The 20,579-nt window shown below is 74.1% G+C and carries 20 protein-coding genes and 1 pseudogene; 9 read left to right on the plus strand and 12 right to left on the minus strand.

All coding sequences use genetic code 11. From position 1 onward, the window contains the following. Positions 1–53 precede the first annotated feature (53 nt). Positions 54–338, minus strand: a pseudogene (locus tag O7633_RS03105) (RNase H family protein); the annotation flags it as partial. Between the two features lie 98 nt (positions 339–436). Here O7633_RS03105 and O7633_RS03110 point away from each other — a divergent pair. Then, positions 437–1,546 carry a serine hydrolase domain-containing protein gene (locus tag O7633_RS03110; RefSeq protein WP_282325897.1) on the plus strand — a complete coding sequence of 370 codons (1,110 nt, stop codon included), beginning with the start codon at positions 437–439 and terminating at the stop codon, positions 1,544–1,546. A gap of 13 nt (positions 1,547–1,559) precedes the next feature. On the opposite strand, the gene O7633_RS03115 is transcribed toward O7633_RS03110, so the two are convergent. Beyond that, positions 1,560–2,750 carry a lycopene cyclase family protein gene (locus O7633_RS03115; protein WP_282325898.1) on the minus strand — a complete coding sequence of 397 codons (1,191 nt, stop codon included), beginning with the start codon at positions 2,748–2,750 and terminating at the stop codon, positions 1,560–1,562. Between the two features lie 65 nt (positions 2,751–2,815). Next, positions 2,816–3,709, minus strand: a complete 894-nt coding sequence (locus O7633_RS03120) for an aldo/keto reductase (protein WP_282325899.1) — start codon at positions 3,707–3,709, stop codon at positions 2,816–2,818. 196 nt (positions 3,710–3,905) lie between these two features. Between O7633_RS03120 and O7633_RS03125 the strand changes: the two genes are divergently transcribed. The 5 genes from O7633_RS03125 to O7633_RS03145 all read left to right on the plus strand — a co-directional run bounded on the left by O7633_RS03125 (position 3,906) and on the right by O7633_RS03145 (position 7,741). Continuing rightward, positions 3,906–4,391, plus strand: coding sequence for a hypothetical protein (locus O7633_RS03125; protein WP_282325900.1), 486 nt, complete (start codon positions 3,906–3,908; stop codon positions 4,389–4,391). Positions 4,392–4,466: 75 nt separating this feature from the next. Next, a complete protein-coding gene (locus O7633_RS03130) occupies positions 4,467–5,090 on the plus strand; it encodes a class F sortase (RefSeq protein WP_282325902.1) in 624 nt (207 codons plus the stop codon). A gap of 63 nt (positions 5,091–5,153) precedes the next feature. Beyond that, the gene (locus O7633_RS03135) at positions 5,154–6,260 is read left to right on the plus strand and encodes a magnesium and cobalt transport protein CorA (protein ID WP_282325903.1); all 1,107 of its coding nucleotides are present in this window, start codon (positions 5,154–5,156) and stop codon (positions 6,258–6,260) included. Positions 6,261–6,606: 346 nt separating this feature from the next. Beyond that, positions 6,607–7,266: a C39 family peptidase gene (locus O7633_RS03140; RefSeq protein WP_282325905.1), complete on the plus strand. Its 660-nt coding sequence runs from the start codon at positions 6,607–6,609 to the stop codon at positions 7,264–7,266. A gap of 70 nt (positions 7,267–7,336) precedes the next feature. Beyond that, positions 7,337–7,741, plus strand: a complete 405-nt coding sequence (locus tag O7633_RS03145; RefSeq protein ID WP_282325907.1) for a YchJ family metal-binding protein — start codon at positions 7,337–7,339, stop codon at positions 7,739–7,741. A 15-nt stretch (positions 7,742–7,756) separates the two neighbouring features. Here the strand turns inward: O7633_RS03145 and O7633_RS03150 are convergent, their stop codons facing one another. From O7633_RS03150 to O7633_RS03160, 3 genes are all read right to left on the minus strand, one after another. Continuing rightward, the gene (locus O7633_RS03150) at positions 7,757–8,704 is read right to left on the minus strand and encodes a hypothetical protein (RefSeq protein WP_282325908.1); all 948 of its coding nucleotides are present in this window, start codon (positions 8,702–8,704) and stop codon (positions 7,757–7,759) included. Positions 8,705–8,790: 86 nt separating this feature from the next. Beyond that, on the minus strand, positions 8,791–9,516 hold the full coding sequence (locus tag O7633_RS03155) for a hypothetical protein (RefSeq protein WP_278135330.1): 726 nt from the start codon (positions 9,514–9,516) through the stop codon (positions 8,791–8,793). Positions 9,517–9,553: 37 nt separating this feature from the next. Beyond that, positions 9,554–11,248 (minus strand): serine/threonine protein kinase, encoded by a 1,695-nt coding sequence (locus tag O7633_RS03160; protein WP_282325909.1) that lies wholly within the window; start codon positions 11,246–11,248, stop codon positions 9,554–9,556. A gap of 327 nt (positions 11,249–11,575) precedes the next feature. On the opposite strand from O7633_RS03160, the gene O7633_RS03165 reads away from it, so the two are divergent. Beyond that, a complete protein-coding gene (locus O7633_RS03165) occupies positions 11,576–12,709 on the plus strand; it encodes an N-acetylmuramoyl-L-alanine amidase (RefSeq protein WP_282325910.1) in 1,134 nt (377 codons plus the stop codon). A gap of 149 nt (positions 12,710–12,858) precedes the next feature. Further along, positions 12,859–13,389, plus strand: coding sequence for a MarR family transcriptional regulator (locus O7633_RS03170; RefSeq protein ID WP_282325912.1), 531 nt, complete (start codon positions 12,859–12,861; stop codon positions 13,387–13,389). A gap of 28 nt (positions 13,390–13,417) precedes the next feature. Here O7633_RS03170 and O7633_RS03175 read toward each other — a convergent pair whose 3' ends face one another. From O7633_RS03175 to O7633_RS03190, 4 genes are read right to left on the minus strand one after another with little or no spacing between them, the layout of a single operon-like run. Beyond that, a complete protein-coding gene (locus O7633_RS03175) occupies positions 13,418–14,512 on the minus strand; it encodes an ABC transporter ATP-binding protein (RefSeq protein WP_282325913.1) in 1,095 nt (364 codons plus the stop codon). Beyond that, positions 14,509–15,330: an ABC transporter permease gene (locus tag O7633_RS03180; RefSeq protein WP_282325914.1), complete on the minus strand. Its 822-nt coding sequence runs from the start codon at positions 15,328–15,330 to the stop codon at positions 14,509–14,511. The genes O7633_RS03175 and O7633_RS03180 overlap by 4 nt, the downstream gene beginning before the upstream one ends. Before the next feature lie 6 nt (positions 15,331–15,336). After that, a complete protein-coding gene (modA, locus tag O7633_RS03185; RefSeq protein ID WP_282325915.1) occupies positions 15,337–16,128 on the minus strand; it encodes a molybdate ABC transporter substrate-binding protein in 792 nt (263 codons plus the stop codon). Beyond that, a complete protein-coding gene (locus tag O7633_RS03190; protein WP_141723885.1) occupies positions 16,125–16,541 on the minus strand; it encodes a TOBE domain-containing protein in 417 nt (138 codons plus the stop codon). Before O7633_RS03190 ends, modA begins: the two co-directional genes overlap by 4 nt. A gap of 152 nt (positions 16,542–16,693) precedes the next feature. Between O7633_RS03190 and O7633_RS03195 the strand changes: the two genes are divergently transcribed. Beyond that, a complete protein-coding gene (locus O7633_RS03195) occupies positions 16,694–18,268 on the plus strand; it encodes an FMN-binding glutamate synthase family protein (protein ID WP_282325916.1) in 1,575 nt (524 codons plus the stop codon). A gap of 61 nt (positions 18,269–18,329) precedes the next feature. On the opposite strand, the gene O7633_RS03200 is transcribed toward O7633_RS03195, so the two are convergent. Next, positions 18,330–19,511 carry an acyl-CoA dehydrogenase family protein gene (locus O7633_RS03200; RefSeq protein ID WP_348776315.1) on the minus strand — a complete coding sequence of 394 codons (1,182 nt, stop codon included), beginning with the start codon at positions 19,509–19,511 and terminating at the stop codon, positions 18,330–18,332. Between the two features lie 173 nt (positions 19,512–19,684). Further along, positions 19,685–20,530, minus strand: coding sequence for a maleylpyruvate isomerase family mycothiol-dependent enzyme (locus O7633_RS03205; protein ID WP_282325917.1), 846 nt, complete (start codon positions 20,528–20,530; stop codon positions 19,685–19,687). Between the last annotated feature and the right edge of the window lie 49 nt (positions 20,531–20,579).

Below are 20,579 nucleotides of genomic sequence, written 5' to 3' on the forward strand. Positions count from 1 at the left end.
CCCATCCGGGGCGCCGCGGCACAACCCCACACCGTGACGCAACGTCACCCCCGGCCGTTGCGTTTCCACCCGGCCAACCACCCGGTGATGCCGTTACGCACGTACGTGCTGTCGGTGTGCAACCGCACCGGCACCGGCCGCGTCAGGCTCTCCAACGCCCGGATCGCCGCCATCAACTCCATCCGGTTGTTCGTCGTCGGCGTCGCCTCACCCCCGCACAGCTCCCGCTCGTGCCCGCCGTACCGCAGCACCGCGCCCCAGCCACCCGGCCCCGGATTGCCGCTGCACGCCCCGTCGGTCCAGATCTCCACGACCCCGCCGGCCCCCGCATCCACCATGCCCCGCAACCTACCGCGCGCCCCGGCCCCCACCGACACCGAAACCGACACCGAAAACCGGCGGCGTCACCACCACCGCTCTGGCAGGCTGGCCCACCGTGACCGACCGCCACGCCGACCTGCAGGCCGAGATCCACGCCGCCGTCGACGAACTCGTCTCCACCGGCCGCGAGGCAGGCGTGCAGATCGCCGCCTACCTGCACGGCCACCCGATCGTCGAGGTCCACGCCGGCGTCGCCGACACCACCACCGGCCGCCCGATGACCGCCGCCACCCCCGTCTACGGCGTCTCCACCGGCAAGGGGCTCACCGCAACCGTCGTGCACGTGCTGGCCGAACGCGGGCGCCTCGACTACGACCTGCGCATCGCCGACGTGTGGCCCGAGTTCGCCCGCCACGGCAAGGGCCACATCACCCTGCGCCACGCCCTCACCCACACCGCCGGGATCCCGGCGCTGCCCGCCGACGTCACCCTCGACGACTTCGCCGACTGGGACCACATGTGCGCCATCGTCGCCGACGCCCGGCCCCTGTGGACACCCGGCCACCGACTCGCCTACCACGCGTGGACGTTCGGGTGGATCGTCGGCGAGGTGATCCGCCGCGTCACCGGCCGCCGCGTCGGCGACATCCTCACCGACGACGTCGCCGCGCCCCTCGGCGTCGCCGGGGAACTGTTCTGCGGCGTCCACCCCAGCACCCGACCCGGCCCGGCCCGCATGGAGGACGGCAACCTGTCGGCCATGCTGGAGACGGTCGCCGGCCAGCTACCCCACCTCGACCGGGTCGCCCCGCCCGGCGTACGCCCCGACGCCACCCTCGCCGCCCGACCCGACGTGATCGCCGTCGACGTGCCCGCCGTCGGCACCCTCACCGCCCGCGCCGCCGCCCGCATGTACGCCGCGCTCCTCGGCCCCGTCGACGGCGTACGGCTGATCTCCCCGCACCGGCTGCGCGCCGTCTCCCGTCCCGCCGTCCGCGGCACCGAGTGGGTCTTCGGCCGGGAAACGACCTGGGGCCTCGGCTACGCCATCGACGACGACGGATCATTTGGGGTCGCCGGCAGCGGCGGCAGCCTCGCCTTCGCCTACCCCCGGTGGGGCCTCACCGTCGCCGCGACCCGCAACCGCCTCGCCGTCGGCGACGGCGACCCCCTGGAACACCTCCGGGCCCGCATCCGCGACACCGTCGCCGCAGCCGCCGACTGAACCCGGGCCCGGCTCAACCGGCGCGCCGCAGCCGCCCCCGCAACCGGCCCACCGCGTCACCCACCACCGCCGACGTCATCGGCGCCAACGGGCTCGACCGCATCACCGCCAACTCCTCCGCCAGCCCGGTCTCCCCGTCGAGGAACCGCAACACCCGCGACGCCGGATTACGGTCGAACAACCGGCCGAAGAACTCCGGACCGCCGACCCGCCCCGTGTCCCACGCCCGCAACGCCACCGCGTCCATCCACAGGTGCCGCCGGGGATACGCCGGCGCCGGCACCGGCGCCCGCCCACCCGCCAACGCCGCCGCCACCTGCTCGGCCTGCCGCAACATCGCCGAGAACGTGAACCCCGTCGACGGGCGCGTCGCGCCACCCGCCGTGCCCAACCGCACCACCCGCGGCGAAGGACGACGCGGAAACGGCGCGTCGGTCATCGGAATCACCCCGTCCTCCACCTCCCGCACCACCAACGCCGCCGGATCCCACCCCAGCCGCCCCAGATAACCGCGCAACGCCCGGTCGTAGCCGTCCCCGGTCAACCGGGCCGGGGAGAACTCCGTGTACTCCACCAACGCGAACCGGTCGCTGACCGGCAACACGTAACCGAACGACACCCCCCGCGCCGGCTGCGGCGTGCGGAAGTCCATCAACACCGCCCGCCCCGGATCGAACAACGCCGTCTCCGAGGCCACCCACCAACCCCGGAAATGCTGCAACCAACTCGTCCGCCCCGGCCGCGCCGGCGGCCGGGGACGCGAGTCCAGCACCCACGACGCCCGCACCAACGGCGCGCCGTCCCCGCCACGCACCACCACCCGCGTGCCGTCGTCGTCGAGCCCCGCCACCGCCGCGTCGCACCGCACCGCCCCCAGCCGCCGCTCCGCCCGCTCCGCCCGCGCATACACCGGAGCCGACCGCACCATCGCATACCGCAGCGGCGCCAGGTCGAGCACCCGCCGACGCCCCGGCGTCACCACCTCCACCTGCCCCCAACTGGCACTGAGCACCCCGTCGAGCACACCACCGGGCCGACCCCAGAACGCCCACGTGCGGTCCTGGCCGCGCCGGCGCACCGGATCGACCACCGCGACCCGCAACCCCGCCGGCCCGCGCCGGTCCAACGCCGCCAACACCAGCGACGCGGCGCCCCCGCCGCCGACCAGGGCCACGTCCACGTCGACCGGCGCGCCATCGTCCACCCCGACACGCTGTCACACCACCGGCCGCCACCCGACACCGGCCGGCACGGCGGACGACGCCCCGGTCACTGCCCGCGCCGGTGCGCGACCTCCAGGCGGGCCAGGTCCTCGTCGGTCAACCGCAACGACGCCGCCGCGACGTTCGCCACCAGATGATCGGGATCACCCGTGCCCGGAATCGCCAACACGTTCGGGCCCCGCCGCAGCGTCCACGCCAGCCGCACCTGCACCGCCGACACCCCGTGCGCGGCGGCGACCGCCCGGACCTCCGCGTGCTCCGCACCACCCACGCCCGCCTCCCGGCCCGTCGTCGCCAGGGAGAAGAACGGCACGTACGCCACCCCCTGCGCGGCGCAGTCCCGCACGAACTGGTCGTGCCCCGGCCGGAACCCCAGCCCGTACGCGTTCTGCACACTCACCACCGGCGCGACGGCCTGCGCCTGCGGCAGATGATGCGGACGCACGTTGGAGATGCCCAGGTGCCGGATCAGGCCCGCCTCGCGCAGCTCCGCCAACGCCCCGAAATGCTCCGCCACCGACTCCAGGCCCGCCTGCCGCAGATACACCAGGTCCAGGTGGTCACGGCCCAACTGCCGCAGGTTCTCCTCCACCTGCCCCCGCAACTGCCCGGGCCGCGCCAACGGCAACCACTCTCCCGACGCGTCCCCGCCCGGCCCGACCTTCGTCGCGATCACCAGATCCTCCGGGTACGGCGCGAGAGCCGTATTGATCAACTCGTTCGCCGACCGCAACGCCGAGAAGTAGAACGCCGCCGTGTCGATGTGGTTCACCCCCAACTCCACCGCCCGGCGCAGCACCCCGACCGCCCGCCCCCGATCACCGGGCCGCCCCTGCCCCGCCCCCGTCAGCCGCATCGCGCCCAGACCCATCCGGTTGACCGTCAGATCACCCAGCCGCCACGTGCCCGCCGCACCCGCGGCAACCGTCCCCGTATCCATGATCACGAGCATGGCACGGGCAGGGCCACCCACACCGCCCCACCACCGCCGCCACACGACAGCAACGAAGAATTCTCAATCCCACCTGATCGGGGACCCAACCCTCCTAGGGTGGGACACACCGGTGCTACACACGGAGTTGGCCACCCGAACGACGTCCCACGCGACAGCGGACGAAAAGTGAGGGAAGACGCGTATGAAGGCACAGTCAATTCTCGGATCGGCAGCGCTCGGCGCGGGCCTCGGCACACTCCTGCTCCCCGCCGCCGCCCTCGCCGACACCACAGTCTCACCCGCGACCACCCCGGTCGGCGGCACCGTCGTGCTCACCTCCACCTGCAACCCGAAATCCGGCGACGCGCTCTTCCACGTCACCGGCCCCGACCGGGACCAGAACGTCCGATCCACCACCGCCGCCGCCGGCGGCGGACTCAGCGCCGAACTCTTCACCGCCGGATTCACCCTCGGCACCTACACGGTCACCGCCGCCTGCGGCGACGGCAGCACCTCCGGCAGCGCCACCTTCACCGTCACCCCGATCGGCGCCGCACCCGCCGGCACCGGCACCGACACCGACGCCACCGGCCTGCTCGCCACCGGCAGCACCCTCCTCGCCGCCGCCACCACCAGCGCACTCATCCTGACCCGCCGCCGACGCCGCCGCACCGCCGCACCGGCCTGAACCACCCCAACCACGGGTGCCCGCGCCGGCCACCACCGACGCGGGCACCCCCACCGGCCCGAAGGAGACACCCCCATGGCAGCCCCCCACCACACCACCCGGGCCGCCGTCGCACTGACCACCCTCACCGCCGCCGCCGGACTCGGCCTCATCACCACCGCCGCCACCACCCACACCCCGCGACCCGCCCCACCCGACCCCACCGCCACCACCACCCGCACCACCGAACCCGCCCCACCCCTGCCCCACGCCACCCCCCTGCGCATCACCATCCCCACCATCGACGTCCACGCCGACATCGTCCCCGTCGCCGCCGACCCCCACGGCCAACTCGAAGTCCCCCCAGCCGGCCCACCCGCCACCACCGGCTGGTACCGCCCCGGCGTCAGCCCCGGCGAAGCCGGCAACGCCGTCATCGTCGGACACGTCGACTCCCGCGAGACCGGCCCCGCCGTCTTCTTCGACCTCGGCCTACTCAGACCCGGCGACCCCATCCACATCACCCGCGCCGACCACCGCACCGCCACCTTCACCGTCGACCGCACCGCCACCTACCCCAAGACCCGATTCCCCACCGCCCTCGTCTACGGCCCCAGCCCCACCCCCCAACTCCGCCTCATCACCTGCGGCGGCCTCTTCGACGAACGCCACCACACCTACCCCGACAACATCGTCGTCTTCGCCACCGCCGTGCCCTGACCCACCACCACGACCGAAGATCCCCTACGGTTGCCGGCAGTCCCCGCGAAGCGGAGGTGACCGGTGGACCCACGACCCCCCACGACCCGGTGGCGCACCACCCTGCCCACCCTGCTCCGACGCGCCCTACGCCGCCCCACCCCCACCACACCACCGGCCACCCACCCCACCAACCCCGACGCCGTCGTCGACTGCGCCGTCTACGTCGACGGCCAACGCCAAACCGGCCGCCCCCACTACACCGACGCCCACCACCACAGCCGCCGCAACCGGCGCGCCTTCGTCTGGCTCGGCCTGCACGACCCCACCCCCGCCGTCATGACCGCCGTCGGACACACCTTCGGCCTCGACGACCACCACATCGCCCAGGCCCTCACCGCCGGACACCGACCCACCCTGCAACGCCACGACGACACCACCCTGCTCGTCCTCCGCACCGCCGCCTACGTCGAACACACCGAACTGACCGACACCTCCGAGGTCGTCGACACCGGCGACATCATGATCTTCATCGGCGACCGGTTCGTCGTCACCGTCCGCCACGGCGCACCCGGCGCACTCACCACCGTCCGCCACCACCTCCAACAACGCCGCGCCCTCCTCGCCGAAGGCCCCTGGTCCGTGGCGTACGCCGTCTGCGCCCGCATGGTCGACCAGTACCTCGACGTCGCCAACCACGTCGAAACAGACCTCGAACGACTCGAAGAAACCGTCTTCGCCCGCGACCGCACCGCCGACATCGCGCACATCTACCAACTCAAACGAGAAATCGTCGAACTCAAACGCGCCGTGCTCCCCGCACAGGCGCCCCTACGCACCCTCGCCGGACCCACCGACGGCCCACCCCCAGCCCTACGCCGCTGGTTCACCGACGTCGACGGCGACCTCGCCCGCGCAGTCGACCGCGTCAACGCCTACGACGACCTGCTCAACTCGATCCTGCAATCCCGACTGGCACAACTGGCCGTCGAACAGAACAACGACATGCGCAAGATCGCCGCCTGGGCCGCCATCGCCGCCACCCAAACCGCCGTCGCCGGCATCTACGGCATGAACTTCACCCACATGCCCGAACTGCACTGGCGCTACGGCTACGCCGGCGCACTCCTGCTCATGGCCACCGCCGCCCTGACCCTGCACCGACTCTTCCGCCGCTCCGGCTGGCTCTGACACCCCACCCAAGGCCGATGCCCGGTTCGCCCCGCCGCGTCCCGTGGCCCGGGTCACCGCGACGGCGGAATCGGGGTGGGGGTGGGGGCGTTGTATCTGGCATGCGACCGGGGCTCTGCCGCCCGGTCGGGCCCTTGAACCGCCCCGCCTCCGCCCCGCGCGCCGGGATGCCGGGGGCCGGGAACCCCGGAATGCCGGTGGGGTCGGGGTCGTTGCACCCTCCGGACGCCCGAGCAGGCCCCCGCCGCCGGGTCGTCCTTCCCCCGGACTTTTCTTCGCGGTGCCGCCGCGCGTGTCCCCCTTTCGCGGTGCCGTGTCTTCTCCCCCGAGCAGAGGAGTCGCCGTTATGCGTACCGATCTGATTCGTCGTACCGTTCTGACCGTTGCTGGTGTCGCTGCGACCGCTGGTGGGATCGCGGGGCCGGCGCTGGCCGCGCAGGCCGCTCCCGCGGAGCGGGCCGCCGTGTCGGTGCAGGCGGAGCGTCGGCCGGCGGGTGAGCGTCAGCTGGACGTGCGCTACGAGGCGCAGCCCAACTTCTTCTACTGTGGCCCGGCGGCGGCGCGTAACGCGCTGAGCGTGCAGGGCAAGGACATCGACGTGGATACCATGGCCAAGGAGATGGGCACCACCGAGGCCGGCACCGACTCCATCAACGACATCACCCCCGTACTCAACAAGAAGACCGGCAAGGCCGACGCCTACCGCAGCGTCGAGATCCGCACCAACAAGGCCGACGACAAGCAGACCGACACCCTGCGGGCCGACATCGTCCGCACCGTCGACAACGGCCGCGCAGTCGTCGCCAACATCGCCGGCACCACCACCGACACCGACGGCGTCACCCACTCCTTCGAGGGCGGCCACTACATCAGCGTCGTCGGCTACCGCGACAACGGCCACACCGTCAAGATCGCCGACTCGGCCAACCCCGACCAGGCCAGCTACTGGATCACCGTCGACCACCTCGCCGACTGGATCGCCACCCGCGGCTACGCCACCTCCTGACCCGCAACCACCAGAAAGGGCCGGCCCCACCGGGGCCGGCCCTTTCGCCGCCCTACGGCAGGATGACCACGTGGCCAAACGACACCGCAACCCGGCAACCGACCCCTGCCCCTGCGGCACCGGCCAGCCCTACCCCGACTGCTGCGGCAAACTCCACCGAGGCGACGCCGACGCCGCCACCGCCGAAGCACTCATGCGCTCCCGATACACCGCCTACGCCCTCGGCGACACCGCCTACCTGCTCCGCAGCTGGCACACCTCCACCCGCCCCCGCCGCCTGCACCCCGAACCCGGCCAACGGTGGACCCGACTCGACATCCTCCACACCGACCGAGGCGGCCTGCTCGACAACACCGGCACCGTCACCTTCCAAGCCCACTACCGACAAGCCGGCCGCCCCGCGACCCTCACCGAACACAGCCGCTTCACCCGCGAACACGGCCGCTGGGTCTACCTCGACGCACAGCCGGACTGAACCAACCACCACACCTCACCGGCCGACGCCGCCCCCGTCCGGCCGACGAATCACCACCGTCGCCTCCCCGTCGTCCACCACCGCCCCAGGCCCCCCGGAACCCTGCCCCAACGGCGGCACCGGCTGCGTCACCTCCGACCCCCCGAACGAACCCACCGGCTGCGTACGCTCCGACTCCTCATCCACCCGGGGCACCACCTGCGTGCGATCGGCATCCCCGGCCACCGGCGCAGCCGCCGCCGCCAACCGCTCCGCCACATCCCGCCGCCCCGCCCGATACGCCCGCGCATGCGCCGCCACCACCCGCGACTCCCGCTCCGCCCGGCTCAACCACGACTCCCACCGACTCTGCATCGGACGCACCAACCCACCACCGACACCCACCACCAGAATCCCGCCCACCGTCGCCAGCACCGCCACCAGCACCGGCGTCGTCACCGCCGTCGCCACACCCACCTGATTCAGCGCCGCGATCACCCCCAACCCCACGATGAACACCGACGCCACGCCCGCCAGCACCCGCCCGTACGACAACCCACCCAACGCGCTGCTGATGATGTCCTTCACCGCCCGGGCGATAGCGGCCGCCACCACCACGATCACGATCGCCACGAACGCCCTCGGCAACCACGCCACCACCGCCGCGATCAGATCCGAGATCGGATTCGGCCCCCACAGGCCGAACGCCACATGCAACGTCACCAACAGCACCCCGTAGTACGCCAGCTTCGCCACGACGTCACTCGCGTCGTACGGCGACCGCGCCAACGCTGCTTTGATCCCCCCACGCTCCACCGCCCGGTCGAACCCGACCCGCGCCAACACCCTGCCCACCACCCGCACCGCCGCCTTGGCCACCAACCAGCCGACCACCAGGACCACCACGAACCCCACCGCCCTGGGCAGGAAAAGCAGCACCGCCCGCAGCACGTCACCCACCGCGTCACCGAAGTCGTCTCTCATCGCACAGATCCTTCACACCAGGGACAGCCGACAAACCCGTCGCCCTACCCTGACCCACCCGCGCGGAAACGGCACCCCGCCGGCCCTCAACGACCACGACAGGCGTACCGCACCTCCGTACCCGCCTGCGTCACCGACGGCTCCACGATGTTGACCGTCGCCGTCTCCCGCGCCGACCCCACACCCGTGAACGACCACCTCAACGGCAGACCCACCGACCGCTGCCCCCGACCGACCCGCTCACTGACCAGCGCACCCGGCGGCGAACCCGAACGCAGCCACTGGTAACGGATCGTGCCCGCGTTACCGTTCGTCCGCACCGTCGCCACCACATCCACCGTCACGTCACACCGGCTCCCCGCCGGCTCGACCACCGCGACCGTGACCCCCTCGATCTCCAACGGACTCAACCGCTGCCACAGGAACAACCCCACGACCACCAGCAGCACCACCGTCAGCAGAGTGGACAGCACCGACACCAGCCGACGCCACACCGGCCGCGACCGCACCCCCGGCCCCGAACCCGGCTGCGGCCACGCCGGCGCCACCGGCGGCCCCACCGGCACCCCCGGACCGAACCGCGTCTCGCCACCCGGCGCGACCGTGACCGCAGGCTCCGTGGAAGCGCCGACCGTACGCGACGACGCCGGACCCGCCACCGTCGCCTCCGGACCCGCCCCGAACACCTGCGTCCGCCCCGCATCCACCGTCCGACCCAGATCCACGGTGCGCCCCAGCCCCACGGTCGGCTCCACCCCACCCGCCGCACCCACGCCCGGCACCGCCGCCGTCGGCTCGTTCGGACTACTCAACGCCGCCCCTCCGTCAACCTCGCCGACACCACCGCGATCAACCCGGCGTACAGAACGGCTGAAGACTCACGTACACCGGCCCGACCGGCCCGGCCGAATTGCCCGCAGCATCCACCGCCGTGACCGACACCGGAATGCGCACCGCCGCCTCCGGCATCGCGAACGGACCCAACGTCCCCTGGAAGACGTCCTTCCCCACCGACGCCATGCCCACCGACGCGGACACCCGACCCACCGTGTACCGGAACGACACCCGCAGCTCCCCCGCCACCGAACGGTCGTCGGTCACACTCACCGTCACCGACGTCGACCTCGGCCCGTACTTGCAGCCCTCCGGCTCCAACGTCGTCAACGCCGTGCTCGGCGACCCCACCGACGGCGCGGTGACATCCGACGGCGGCGACGACGTGCTCACACTCGGACTGGCGGTAGGCGACGCCGTCCTGGTGGGCCGGCCCGTCGGCGACGGCGGACGCGTCGTGGCCGGCGCACCCGTGGTCGGAGCCGCCACCGTCGGACTCGCCGACGTCGGCGCGGGCGTCGGGGTGCCACCCGACGGACCCACCGTGACCTCCGGCGCCGCCGACTCCGACCCGCCACCCGACACCGGCGTCGCCGCCCCGGCCGGCCCACCGGCGTCCACCGGCGCGGCCACGTCCGGCTCCGCATCCGAGGCGTACTGATAACCGACGCCGCCGACCAGCACCGCCGTCACCAGCGCCCCGCCGACCAGGGCCGTACGGGCCCGCCCCGTCCGCATCCGCCGGCCGGTGCGGATCTCCCGACGGGTGCCGAACCCGGCATCCGACCCGAGAACCGTGCTCGCCACGCTCGTGCCGCCGCCCGAGGACTCCGGGAACGGGAACAACACCGCCAACAAGGCGGCCCGCCGGGCCAGCTCCCGTATCCCGCGCTCCTCCCAGTCGGGCCCGTACGCCCCACCCGCGATCTGCTCCAGGACCCCGAGGAAGACCTGCGCCGGCTGCGGCCGCTCGTCGGGCCGCTTGGCCATCCCCCGGCGCAGCAGCTCGTGCACCGGCGGCGGAGCCGGATCGGTGGGAACCGGCGCGCTGGCGTGCTGGTCCCGCAGGGCCAACAGGCTCCGCCCGTCGTACGGGGGACGGCCCGTCAGGCACTCGAAGAAGGTCGCCGTCGCCGCGTAGATGTCGCACGCCGGCGCCGCCGCCGCGCCGGTCCACTGCTCCGGCGCCATGTAGCGCGGCGTGCCGCTGACGATGGTGGTCGACTCCCCGCCGATCGGCATGGCGATGCCGAAGTCGGCGAGCTTGCTCTCCCCCTGCGCGGTGACCAGCACGTTCTCCGGCTTGTAGTCACGGTGCACCACGCCCCGGGCATGCGCGGCCGCCAGGCCCGCCAGCGATCCCTTGAGGACGCAGAGCGCCGCCTCCGGCCCGGTCGGCCCGTTCGCGCGCAGCATCTGCCGCAGCGAGACGCCGTTGACCAGCTCCATGACGATCGCCGCGCCGGTGGGCGACTCGACGTACTCGTAGAGGCGGGAGATGTTCGGGTCGTCGATGTCGGCCAGCAGGCGGGCCTCGGCGCGGAAGGACTCACGGAACGACGGGTCACCGCCGAGCCCACCGACGAGGTACTTCACGGCGACCGGGGTGCCGGTCGCGTCGTGGGTGGCCAGCACCACCCGGCCGGATGCTCCCGAGCCCAACTCACGGACCTCGGTGTAGCCGGACACCAGCCAGCTGTTGGCGCTCATTCGACGGTCTCCACCGCTCCCCCGGGCCGCTGGCCCGACACACCCGAATCCGACGCCGCTCATTGTGACCGGCGTCGTCCAGTCGGCCATCGGCGCATCGGTTGCTTCCTCGGGTCCTGGTGTTCCTCGTCTTGTGGTGGGTTGTGAGGGGGCGGCGTGTGCCACGCCGCGTAAGGCGTCCTAGGACACTAGGTGCAATGGTCCGGGCGGCGGGTCGTCGGTTGCCCCCTGGCGCACCGACCCGGCTTGGCAATATCCTCCACATCACACACCACCCCTGGAGCTCCTTTTCACTCACGCGCCGTCGTCGGCCACAGAGGAGATGCCATGCACTTCGACCATCCGGAGCTCGACCGCCGCACCCTGTTGCGGGCCGGGCTCGGCGCGGCCACGGTCGCCGTCGTCGGCACGCAGCTCGCGTCCCCCGCCTCCGCGCGGGCGGCGTCCGGCCCGGACCTCGACTGGGTCATCGGCTGCGACGAGTGGGGCGCCCGGCCACCGGCCGATCCCCTCTCGGTCAGCGAGATCGCCACCAACAAGATCATCGTGCACCACATGGCGTTCCCGAACGTCACCGACTACTCCCGCGAGCAGGCCGTGAAGCTGGCCCGGGACTGCCAGGACCTGCACATGGACGGCAACGGCTGGTCGGACACCGGCCAGCACTTCACCGTCAGCCGCGGCGGCTACGTGCTGGAGGGCCGGCACGGCAGCCTGGAACGGCTGACCGCCGGCGACCGGCAGATGGTCTCGGCGCACTGCCCGGGCGAGAACGGGCGCGCCATCGGCATCGAGAACGAGGGCACGTACGTCGACGAGACCCCGCCGGAGGCGCTGCTGGACTCGCTGGTCAGGCTCTGCGCCACGATCGGCCGGCAGTACGGCCTGCACGCCCACGACATCTTCGGCCACTGGGACTTCCGCACCACCTTGTGCCCGGGCGCGGCGTTCTACCGGCAGTTCCCCGAACTGCGCCGGCGGGTCTTCCGCGAGCTGGGCACCCGCCACGGCGACGTGCCGGCCCGGCGCTGGCCGGACCTGTGGCGGTTCGTCAGCTCCCCCTCGGTGCGGGTGGTGCAGTACCTGCTCACCCACCGGGGTTACGCGGTGCCCCTCGACAGCACCTTCGACGCCGCCACCGTCGCCGCCGTCCAGGACTGGCAGGCCCGCAACGGCATCCCGGTCGACGTGGACGCCACCCTCACCGCGCCCACCTGGGAGACCCTCGCCCCCGAACTGGACCGCAGCGCCAGCGGCGCGCCGGTCAGCGGGGCGCAGTTCATCCTCAACGCGAAGGGCTACGCCGACGTGGCGGTGACCGGCGAGTTCGACCACGCCACCCGCCGCGCCGTGCAGGACGTGCAGCGGCTGCACAACCTTCCGCCCCACGGCAGGGTCGACACGGGCACGTGGTGCGCGATCGTCGGCGGAGTGGTCCGGCAGTCGTTCCGGCGGCCCTGACGAGCCCGGCCGGGCGGGCCGGCGACGGCCGACCCGCCCGGCGGCGTCGGGCCCGCAGGGCGGCGCGCATTCCGGCCTGTCACTGCGCAAAACGGATCAATTGCTGCCATGATGGCGTCCTGCCGCCCGAACCGCAGCCGGAGGTCCCCATGGCCGATCCACCGCCGGGCATCGAGGGCGAGGCCGTGGCGGCGCTCCTGGCCGCCAGCGGCGCACTCGTCGGGCTGGCCACCCGGTCGCTGGCCGGGACCGGCCCGGAGATCACCCTGTCGCAGCTCCGCACGCTGGTCGTCCTGGCCGTGCGGGGACCGCAGCGCGCGGCGGAGATCGCCGCGGAGCTCGGCGTGGCCCCCTCGGCGGGCACCCGGATGTGCGACCGGTTGGCCGCCAAGGGCCTCCTCCGGCGGGACCGCTCGACCAACGACCGCCGGGTGGTGCGGCTGCGGCTGAGCGCGGCGGGGGCCGCTCTGGTCGACGAGGTGTTCCGCCGGCGGCGGGAGGCGCTGTCCCGCATCGTCGCGCAGACGGCCGCGCACTGGTGCCCGGAGGCGGTCGCGGCCCTGACCGCGTTCGCGGTCGCGGCGGGCGAGACGCCGGAGCGGCAGTGGCGCCACGGCCGGCCGGCCGCGCGGGAGCGCGCCCCGCGGCAGCGCGCCGGCCACGGGTCGACCGGAGCGTAGGCGTCGACCGCCTGAGCCGCCGCCCGGCTCAGGAACCCACCGGGTACGCGCGGGTCTCGGCGGCCTTCACCGCCACCCACACCTGCTGGCCGGGGCGCACCCGCAGCGCGGCGGCGGCCGCCGGGGTGACGTCCGCGGAGACCGGCAGCGGCCCGCCCAGCTCGACCCGCAGGTGGTCCCCGTGCCGCTGCACCCCCACCACCGTGGCGGGCCAGGTGTTGCGGGGGCTGCCGTCGGGCCGGGCGGGGTGCAGGGCCACGGCGGCGGGCGGGAACGCGACGAACGCCTCGCCCACGACGCGGTCGACGGCGGTCAGGGCCAGCGGACCGACCTGCACCCGGTGGCCGTCGGCGTGGCCCCGGTGCAGGTTCAGCCCCACCAGGCGGGCGACGTAGTCGGTGCGCGGGCGGGCGGTGACGGCCGCCGCGTCACCCTCCTGGACCACCCGGCCGCCCTCCACGATGACCAGCCGGTCGGCGAGCACCAGCGCGTCGAGCGGGTCGTGGGTGACCAGCACGGTCGCGCCAGGGTGCGCGCCGAGGTGACGGTGCAGCTCGGCGCGGGTGTCCACCCGGGTGCGGGCGTCGAGGGCGGCGAGCGGCTCGTCGAGCAGCAGCAGGGTCGGCTCCACGGCGAGGGCCCGGGCCAGCGCCACCCGCTGGGCCTGCCCGCCGGAGAGCTGCCGGGGTCGGCGGCGGGCGTGCCCGGCGAGGCCGACGCGGTCCAGCCAGGAGTCGGCCAGGGCGCGGGCGGCGCGCCGGTCCGCGCCGCGCCGCCGGGGGCCGAAGGCGACGTTGTCGCGGGCGCTCAGGTGCGGGAAGAGCAGGTAGTCCTGGAAGACGACGCCGACCGGGCGGCGCTCGGGCGGGACCCACACCCGCCCGTCGGGACGGTCGAGGTCGACCCCGTCGAGGGTGAGATGCCCTGCCGTCAGCGGGTGCAGGCCGGCGAGGGCGCGCAGCGCGGTGGTCTTGCCCGCGCCGTTGGGGCCGAGCAGCGCGACCACCTCCCCCGCGCCCACCCGCAGCGCCACGTCCAGGTGGAATCCGCCCCGGTCGGCGACGAGGCGGGCGTCGAGCAGCGGCGTCCCGGCCGCGCGGCGGCGCGGCCCGGCGGCGGTCACGGGCCGGTGACCCAGCGGTCGCGCAGGCCGGCGAGGATCGCCACGGAGACGGTGAGCAGCACCAGGCTCAGCACGATGGCGGCCTCCAGGTCGGTCTCCAGGGCCAGGTAGACGGCCAGCGGCATGGTCTGGGTGCGGCCCGGGAAGTTGCCGGCGAAGGTGATCGTCGCGCCGAACTCGCCGAGGGCACGGGCCCAACACAGCACCGCGCCGGCCGCCACCCCGGGGGCGACCAGCGGCAGGGTGACGTGGGTGAACGTCGCCCACCGGCCCGCGCCCAGGGTCGCGGCGGCCTCCTCGTAGCGGGCGTCGGCGGCGCGCAACGCGCCCTCGACGGCGATGACCAGGAACGGCATGGCCACGAACGCCTCGGCGAGGACCACCCCGGCGGTGGTGAACGGCAGGGTGACGCCGAGGGTGGCGTCGAGCCAGCCGCCGAGCAGGCCCCGGCGGCCGAAGACCAGCAGCAGGGCCACGCCGCCGACCACCGGCGGCAGCACCAGCGGCACGGTGACCAGCGCCCGCACCAGCCGCCGGCCGGGGAACCGCACCCGCGCCAGCACCCAGGCCAGGGGTACGCCGAGGACGAGGCAGAGCAGTGTCGCTCCGGTGGCGGTCAGCAGGGACAGCCGCAGCGCGGTGAGCACGCCCGGCGCGGCGAGCCGCTGCGGCAGGGTGGCCCACGGGGCGCGGACGAGCAGCCCGGCCAGGGGCAGCACGAGGAACGCCAGCCCGAGGCCGGCGGGGACGAACAGGGCGAGGGGCGCCTGCCGGCCGGGGACACGGCGGCGCGGGGCCGGGGCGGGCGGGCGTACCACCGGCGGTCAGGCCCGGGGCGGCTGGAACCCGGCGGCGGCCAGCGCGGCCCGGCCCCGCTCGGACAGCACGTACGCGACGAAGGCCCGCGCGGCCGTCGGGTTGCCGGCCTGCCGCAGCACGACGATCGGGTAGTCGTTGACGGCCCGGGCCGACTCGGGAAACTCCACGGCGTCCACCTGGGACGCGGCGGCGGTGGCGTCGGTGCGGTAGACCAGCGCGGCGTCGACCTCGCCGAGGCGGACCTTGGCCAGCGCGCCCTTGACGTCGGATTCGAGGGTGACCGGGGTGAGCGCCACCCCGGCGGCGGCCAGGGCGGTGCGGGCCGCCGCGCCGCAGGGCACCTGCTCGGCGCAGAGCGCCACCTTCACCCCGGGCCGGGTCAGGTCGGCCAGCGCGCCGACGCGCCCCGGGTTGCCCTCCGGCACGGCGATGACCAGCTGGTTGCGGGCGAAGGTGGCCGGGGCGTCGGCGGCGTTGCCGGCGTCGGTGACCGGGCGCATGGTGGCCGGGGACGCGGCGGCGAACACGTCGGCGGGGGCGCCCTGGTTGACCTGGGTGGCGAGGGCCGCGCTGCCGGCGAAGCCGAACGTGACGGTGGTGCCCGGGTGGGCGGCCTCGAACTCGTCGCCGAGCCGGGTGAACGCCTCCGTCAGCGACGCCGCCGCGAGGACGGTGACCGGGCCGCGCACCCCGTCGCCGCCCTCCCCCGGCCGGTCGGCCCCGCCGGCGCAGCCGGCGAGGGCGAGGGCCAGGGCGAACGCCCCGGCCAGGGCGGTGCGGATCGTCGCTGCGGTCACGTGCCGGTCCTGCCTTTCGCCGCGGTCGGCCGCTCCACCACGACCGTCGTCGACTTGATCACCGCGACGGCGAGCGCGCCGACCTCGAGGCCCAGGTCGTCGACCGCCTCCCGGCTCATCAGCGACACGACCCGGAACGGCCCGGCCTGGATGTCGACCTGGGCCATGACGGTGTCCTTGACCACGGCGGTGACGATGCCGCGCAGCCGGTTGCGCGCCGAGGAGAGCTCGGCGTGCTCCTCGGGCGCGGCCGCCGCGGCCCGGACGAACGCGGCCAGGTCCACGCCGTCGACGACCCGGTGGCCCTGCGCGTCGCGGGTGGCGGCGAGGCGGCCGGCGTCGACCCAGCGCCGCACCGTGTCGGTGCTGACACCGAGCAGCTCGGCGGCCTCGCCGATCCGGAACATCGCCACGCCGGCAGCATACCGTGCCGCATCTGCAAGGTCGACGGCGTCCGAACCCTGGCATCCACAGGCCGGATCGGCTCCCGACGGCGGCAGGTGCGATGAGAGGCGGGGCCCGGGCGAGCCGTGCGGCGGGCGGCGGGTGCGGGGAGACTGGCGGCATGAGATGGGCCCGCCGAGCCGTACCCGCCGTCGCCGCCGCCGTCGCGGCCCTCGCCGCCCGCGACGTCCTGCAACGCGACCACGCCCTGCTGCGCAACTTCCCCGTGCTGGGGCGGGCCCGGTACCTGCTGGAGTCGCTCGGCCCGGAGCTGCGGCAGTACATCGTCGCCGGCAACAACGAGGAGCGGCCGTTCACCCGCGACCAGCGGCGCTGGGTGTACGCGTCGGCGAAGCAGGAGAACAACTACTTCGGGTTCGGCACGGACAACGACATCGAGTACACGGCCGGCTATCCGATCATCAAGCACCGCACGTTCGGCCGGGCCGTGCCGCCGTCGACGCCGACGGCGGGTCAGGAGGTGCGGCTGCCCTGCGCGAAGGTGCTCGGGGCGGCCCGGGGGCGGGCGCGGGCGTTCCGGCCGGAGTCGGTGGTCAACATCTCCGGGATGAGCTTCGGCTCGCTGTCGGGCAACGCCGTGGCGGCGCTCAACCGGGGCGCGGCCCTGGCCGGCTGCCTGCACAACACCGGCGAGGGCGGCCTGTCGCCGTACCACCGGCGCGGCGGGGAGCTGGTGTTCCAGCTCGGCACGGCCTACTTCGGCTGCCGCGACGCGCGCGGCCGGTTCGACCTGGCCCGGCTCAGGGACCTGGTCGCCGGCGCGCCGGTGCGGGCGCTGGAGGTGAAGCTGAGCCAGGGCGCGAAGCCGAGCCTCGGCGGGCTGCTGCCGGGGGCGAAGGTGTCGGCGGAGATCGCCGCGACCCGGGGCGTCCCGCAGGGGCGCGACTGCGTCAGCCCGTCCCGGCACGCCGAGTTCTCCGACTGCGACAGCCTGCTGGACTGGGTCGAGCTGCTGGCCGCCGAGACCGGCCTGCCGGTGGGGATCAAGTCCGCCGTCGGCGACCTCGGCTTCTGGGCGGAGCTGGCCGACCTGATGCGCGACACCGGCCGGGGCGTCGACTTCGTCACCGTCGACGGCGGCGAGGGGGGCACCGGCGCCGCCCCGCTGATCTTCACGGACTCGGTGTCGCTGCCGTTCCAGCAGGGCTTCTCCCGGGTCTACCGGGTCTTCGCCGAGCGAGGGCTGCACGAGCAGGTGGTGTTCGTCGGCGGCGGCAAGCTGGGCCTGCCGGACAACGCCGTGGTGGCGTTCGCCCTCGGCTGCGACATGGTCAACGTGGGCCGGGAGGCGATGCTGGCGATCGGCTGCATCCAGGCCCAGAAGTGCCACACCGACACCTGCCCGACCGGGGTGGCGACGCAGCACCCGTGGCTGGCCCGGGGCCTGGACCCGGCGCGCAAGTCGGTGCGGGCGGCGAACTACCTGCGGACCCTGCGCCGGGACCTGGTGCGGGTCGCCGAGGCGTGCGGGGTGGAGCACCCGGGGCTGATCGACGCCGACTCGGTGGAGATCCTCGACGGGCGCACCTCGGCCACTCCCCTGCGCGAGGTGTACGGCTACCGTCCCGACTGGGGACTGCCCTCGGCGGCCGACCGGGCGGAGATCGTCCGGCTGATGACCCCGCAGGCGCCCCGGGGCGGCACCGCGACGCCCTCCCCCACCGCCGTGGGCTGACGCCGCGCCGGGCCGCCGCCCCCAGCGGCGGCGGTGGGGGCGGCGGCGCGGCGCTCAGGCGTCACATGTAGAGGGTGTTCGGCTCCAGCCCGCACAGCACCCGGCCGTACAGCTCGGTGTTGACGTCGGGGACGACGAGGCCGTGCAGCGCGGCGGACGTGATGTCCCGCACGATGCGCTGGATCGGCACGTCGGTGTAGATGGAGGTGCCGCCGCTGGCCATCTGGAAGGTGTCGGCGACCTCCTTGGCCAGCCGGGCCGCCTCGCCCTGGTCGGCGCGCACCCGGACCCGCTCCTCGACCGTCCACGCCTCGCCGCTGAACGCCTTGTGGTCGACGACCTCGGCGATCCGCCGGGCGTGGAACATCGCCTGGTCGATCTTGTGGGCGGCGGCGCCGACCCGCAGGTGGGTCAGCGGGGCCTCCGCCTGGCTCGGGTAGTCGGTGTAGATGATCTTCCGGTCGGGCAGCCGGTCGAAGAAGGTGTCCCACGCCGCCTTGGCGATCCCGACCAGCATGCCGACCCCGGAGACCGCGGCGACCAGCGTGGCCGGGGTGGAATAGATCGGGATGTTCCGGTTGGTCTCCGACAGCGTGTTCGGGGCGAGCGCCGCGCCCAGCGGGATGACCCGCTCGGCGGGCAGGAAGACGTCGGTGGCCACCGTCGTGATGCTGCCCGAGCCGCGCAGCCCGGTGGTGTGCCAGTCGTCGACGAGCTCCATGTCGGACATCGGCACCATGGTCATCACCGGCTCCGGCTCGGCGCCGTCGCGCAGGATCACGGCCGCCGCCTCCATCCAGTGCGCGTGGTGCGCGCCGCTGACGAAGGGCCACCGCCCGTTGAGGATGTAGCCGCCCTCGACCGGCACCATCGTGCCCTTGGGGGCGTTGGTCCCGCAGACCCGCACGTCGGGGGTCGAGAAGACCTCGTCCTGCACCGCGTCGGGGAACATGCAGACCAGGTAGGTGGGGATCCAGTTCACCATCGCGACCCAGGCCACGGAGGCGTCGATGCGGCCCAGGGCCGCGCCGACCTCGACCAGCGTCGCGCCGTCGCACTCGTAGCCGCCGTAGCGCTTGGGCACCCGCATCCGGAAGATGCCCGCCTCGGCCATCGCCTCGACTGTCGCCTCGTGCAGGCGACGATTCTCCTCCGACCAGGCCACGTGCTCCCGCAGCACCGGCTCGGCCTTGGCGACGCGGCTGAGGATCTCCTCGCGCGTGGGGGTTTCGGTTACAGTCACCAGTCCTCCTTGGGAAGGCTCTCCGGTCTTGTGGACCTTGTCCGTCCCACGGTCGCACCCGTCGGCGCACGGGCACTTCTTCCGTGTTGCGCCCCCGCCGTTCGCCGCCGGCCCGGCCGCCAGCCGGCCGGCGCGGCCGACCCGCACCGGGTTCGGCGGGGCGGCCGCCCAGGTCAGGACGGCAGGCGCATGGTGCGCAGGAAGACCGGCAGCAGCCAGGGGCGGCGGCCGCCGACCCAGAGCTTGCGGGCGAGGACCGCGCGCGGCCGGGACACCCGGCCGAACAGCATCAGGGTGAACACGGCCGGGTCGAAGGAGAGCCGGACGTCCGGACGGGGCTCGGTCGGCGCCACCGTCACCCGGCCGTCGGCCAGGGCCATCGTCACCTCGGGGCCGAAGCGGTGCCGGAAGTTCACCGAGACGGTCCCCGGATGCACCGGGCCGTCGCGGTCCAGCAGCCGGCCGTAGCCGCGGCGGGTCATGTCCACCATGAACAGGTCGACGAAGAGCGCCGCGTCGGCGGGATCGACGACCCAGCGCCGGCCGACCGCCCGGGCGATGTCCCAGGCGTGCAGGTTCAGCTCGTTGAGCAGGTGGGCCAGCAGGCCGGTGACCGGCAGCCGGGCCCCGCCGAGCCAGGACACCTCGTGCTCCGGCCCGGCCTCGTCGACCGCCCGCAGCACCTCCCCGACGTCGGCGCGCAGCCGGTCGGCCAGCGTCGGCAGCCGCCGCTCGGTGAAGTGCCGCAGCACCTCGGCGTTCATCACCGAGATCGTGTCGACCGTGGTGCGCCGGCGCAGTTCGAGCAGGTCGGGCACCGGCAGGTCGGGCGGGCCGCCCCGGACCAGGGCCAGGCCCATCGCGGCGACCCCGCACAGGTGGGCCATGGTGTCCGCCACCGTCCAGTGCGCGGTGGCGGGCCTCTCGGGCGGGGCGTCGTCGACGAGGTCGAGCAGCCGCCCGAGGACGACGGGCACGGAGGCGCGGACGCGACGCCACTGGTGCGGGTTGACCGACATGTGTCCACGATGGAGGATGCCGGCGCGCGAACACTTGTTCGAGATTGCC

The sequence above is a fragment of the Micromonospora sp. WMMD712 genome (assembly GCF_029581295.1).
Lineage (GTDB): Bacteria > Actinomycetota > Actinomycetes > Mycobacteriales > Micromonosporaceae > Micromonospora > Micromonospora carbonacea.

Excerpts from the sequence above, each read along its gene's own strand:
- O7633_RS03120 (WP_282325899.1), bottom strand. The coding sequence starts at position 3,709 with ATGGATACGGGGACGGTTGCCGCGGGTGCGGCGGGCACGTGGCGGCTG.
- O7633_RS03125 (WP_282325900.1), top strand. The coding sequence starts at position 3,906 with ATGAAGGCACAGTCAATTCTCGGATCGGCAGCGCTCGGCGCGGGCCTC.
- O7633_RS03130 (WP_282325902.1), top strand. The coding sequence starts at position 4,467 with ATGGCAGCCCCCCACCACACCACCCGGGCCGCCGTCGCACTGACCACC.
- O7633_RS03140 (WP_282325905.1), top strand. The coding sequence starts at position 6,607 with ATGCGTACCGATCTGATTCGTCGTACCGTTCTGACCGTTGCTGGTGTC.
- O7633_RS03150 (WP_282325908.1), bottom strand. The coding sequence starts at position 8,704 with ATGAGAGACGACTTCGGTGACGCGGTGGGTGACGTGCTGCGGGCGGTG.
- O7633_RS03160 (WP_282325909.1), bottom strand. The coding sequence starts at position 11,248 with ATGAGCGCCAACAGCTGGCTGGTGTCCGGCTACACCGAGGTCCGTGAG.
- O7633_RS03165 (WP_282325910.1), top strand. The coding sequence starts at position 11,576 with ATGCACTTCGACCATCCGGAGCTCGACCGCCGCACCCTGTTGCGGGCC.
- O7633_RS03170 (WP_282325912.1), top strand. The coding sequence starts at position 12,859 with ATGGCCGATCCACCGCCGGGCATCGAGGGCGAGGCCGTGGCGGCGCTC.
- O7633_RS03195 (WP_282325916.1), top strand. The coding sequence starts at position 16,694 with ATGAGATGGGCCCGCCGAGCCGTACCCGCCGTCGCCGCCGCCGTCGCG.
- O7633_RS03205 (WP_282325917.1), bottom strand. The coding sequence starts at position 20,530 with ATGTCGGTCAACCCGCACCAGTGGCGTCGCGTCCGCGCCTCCGTGCCC.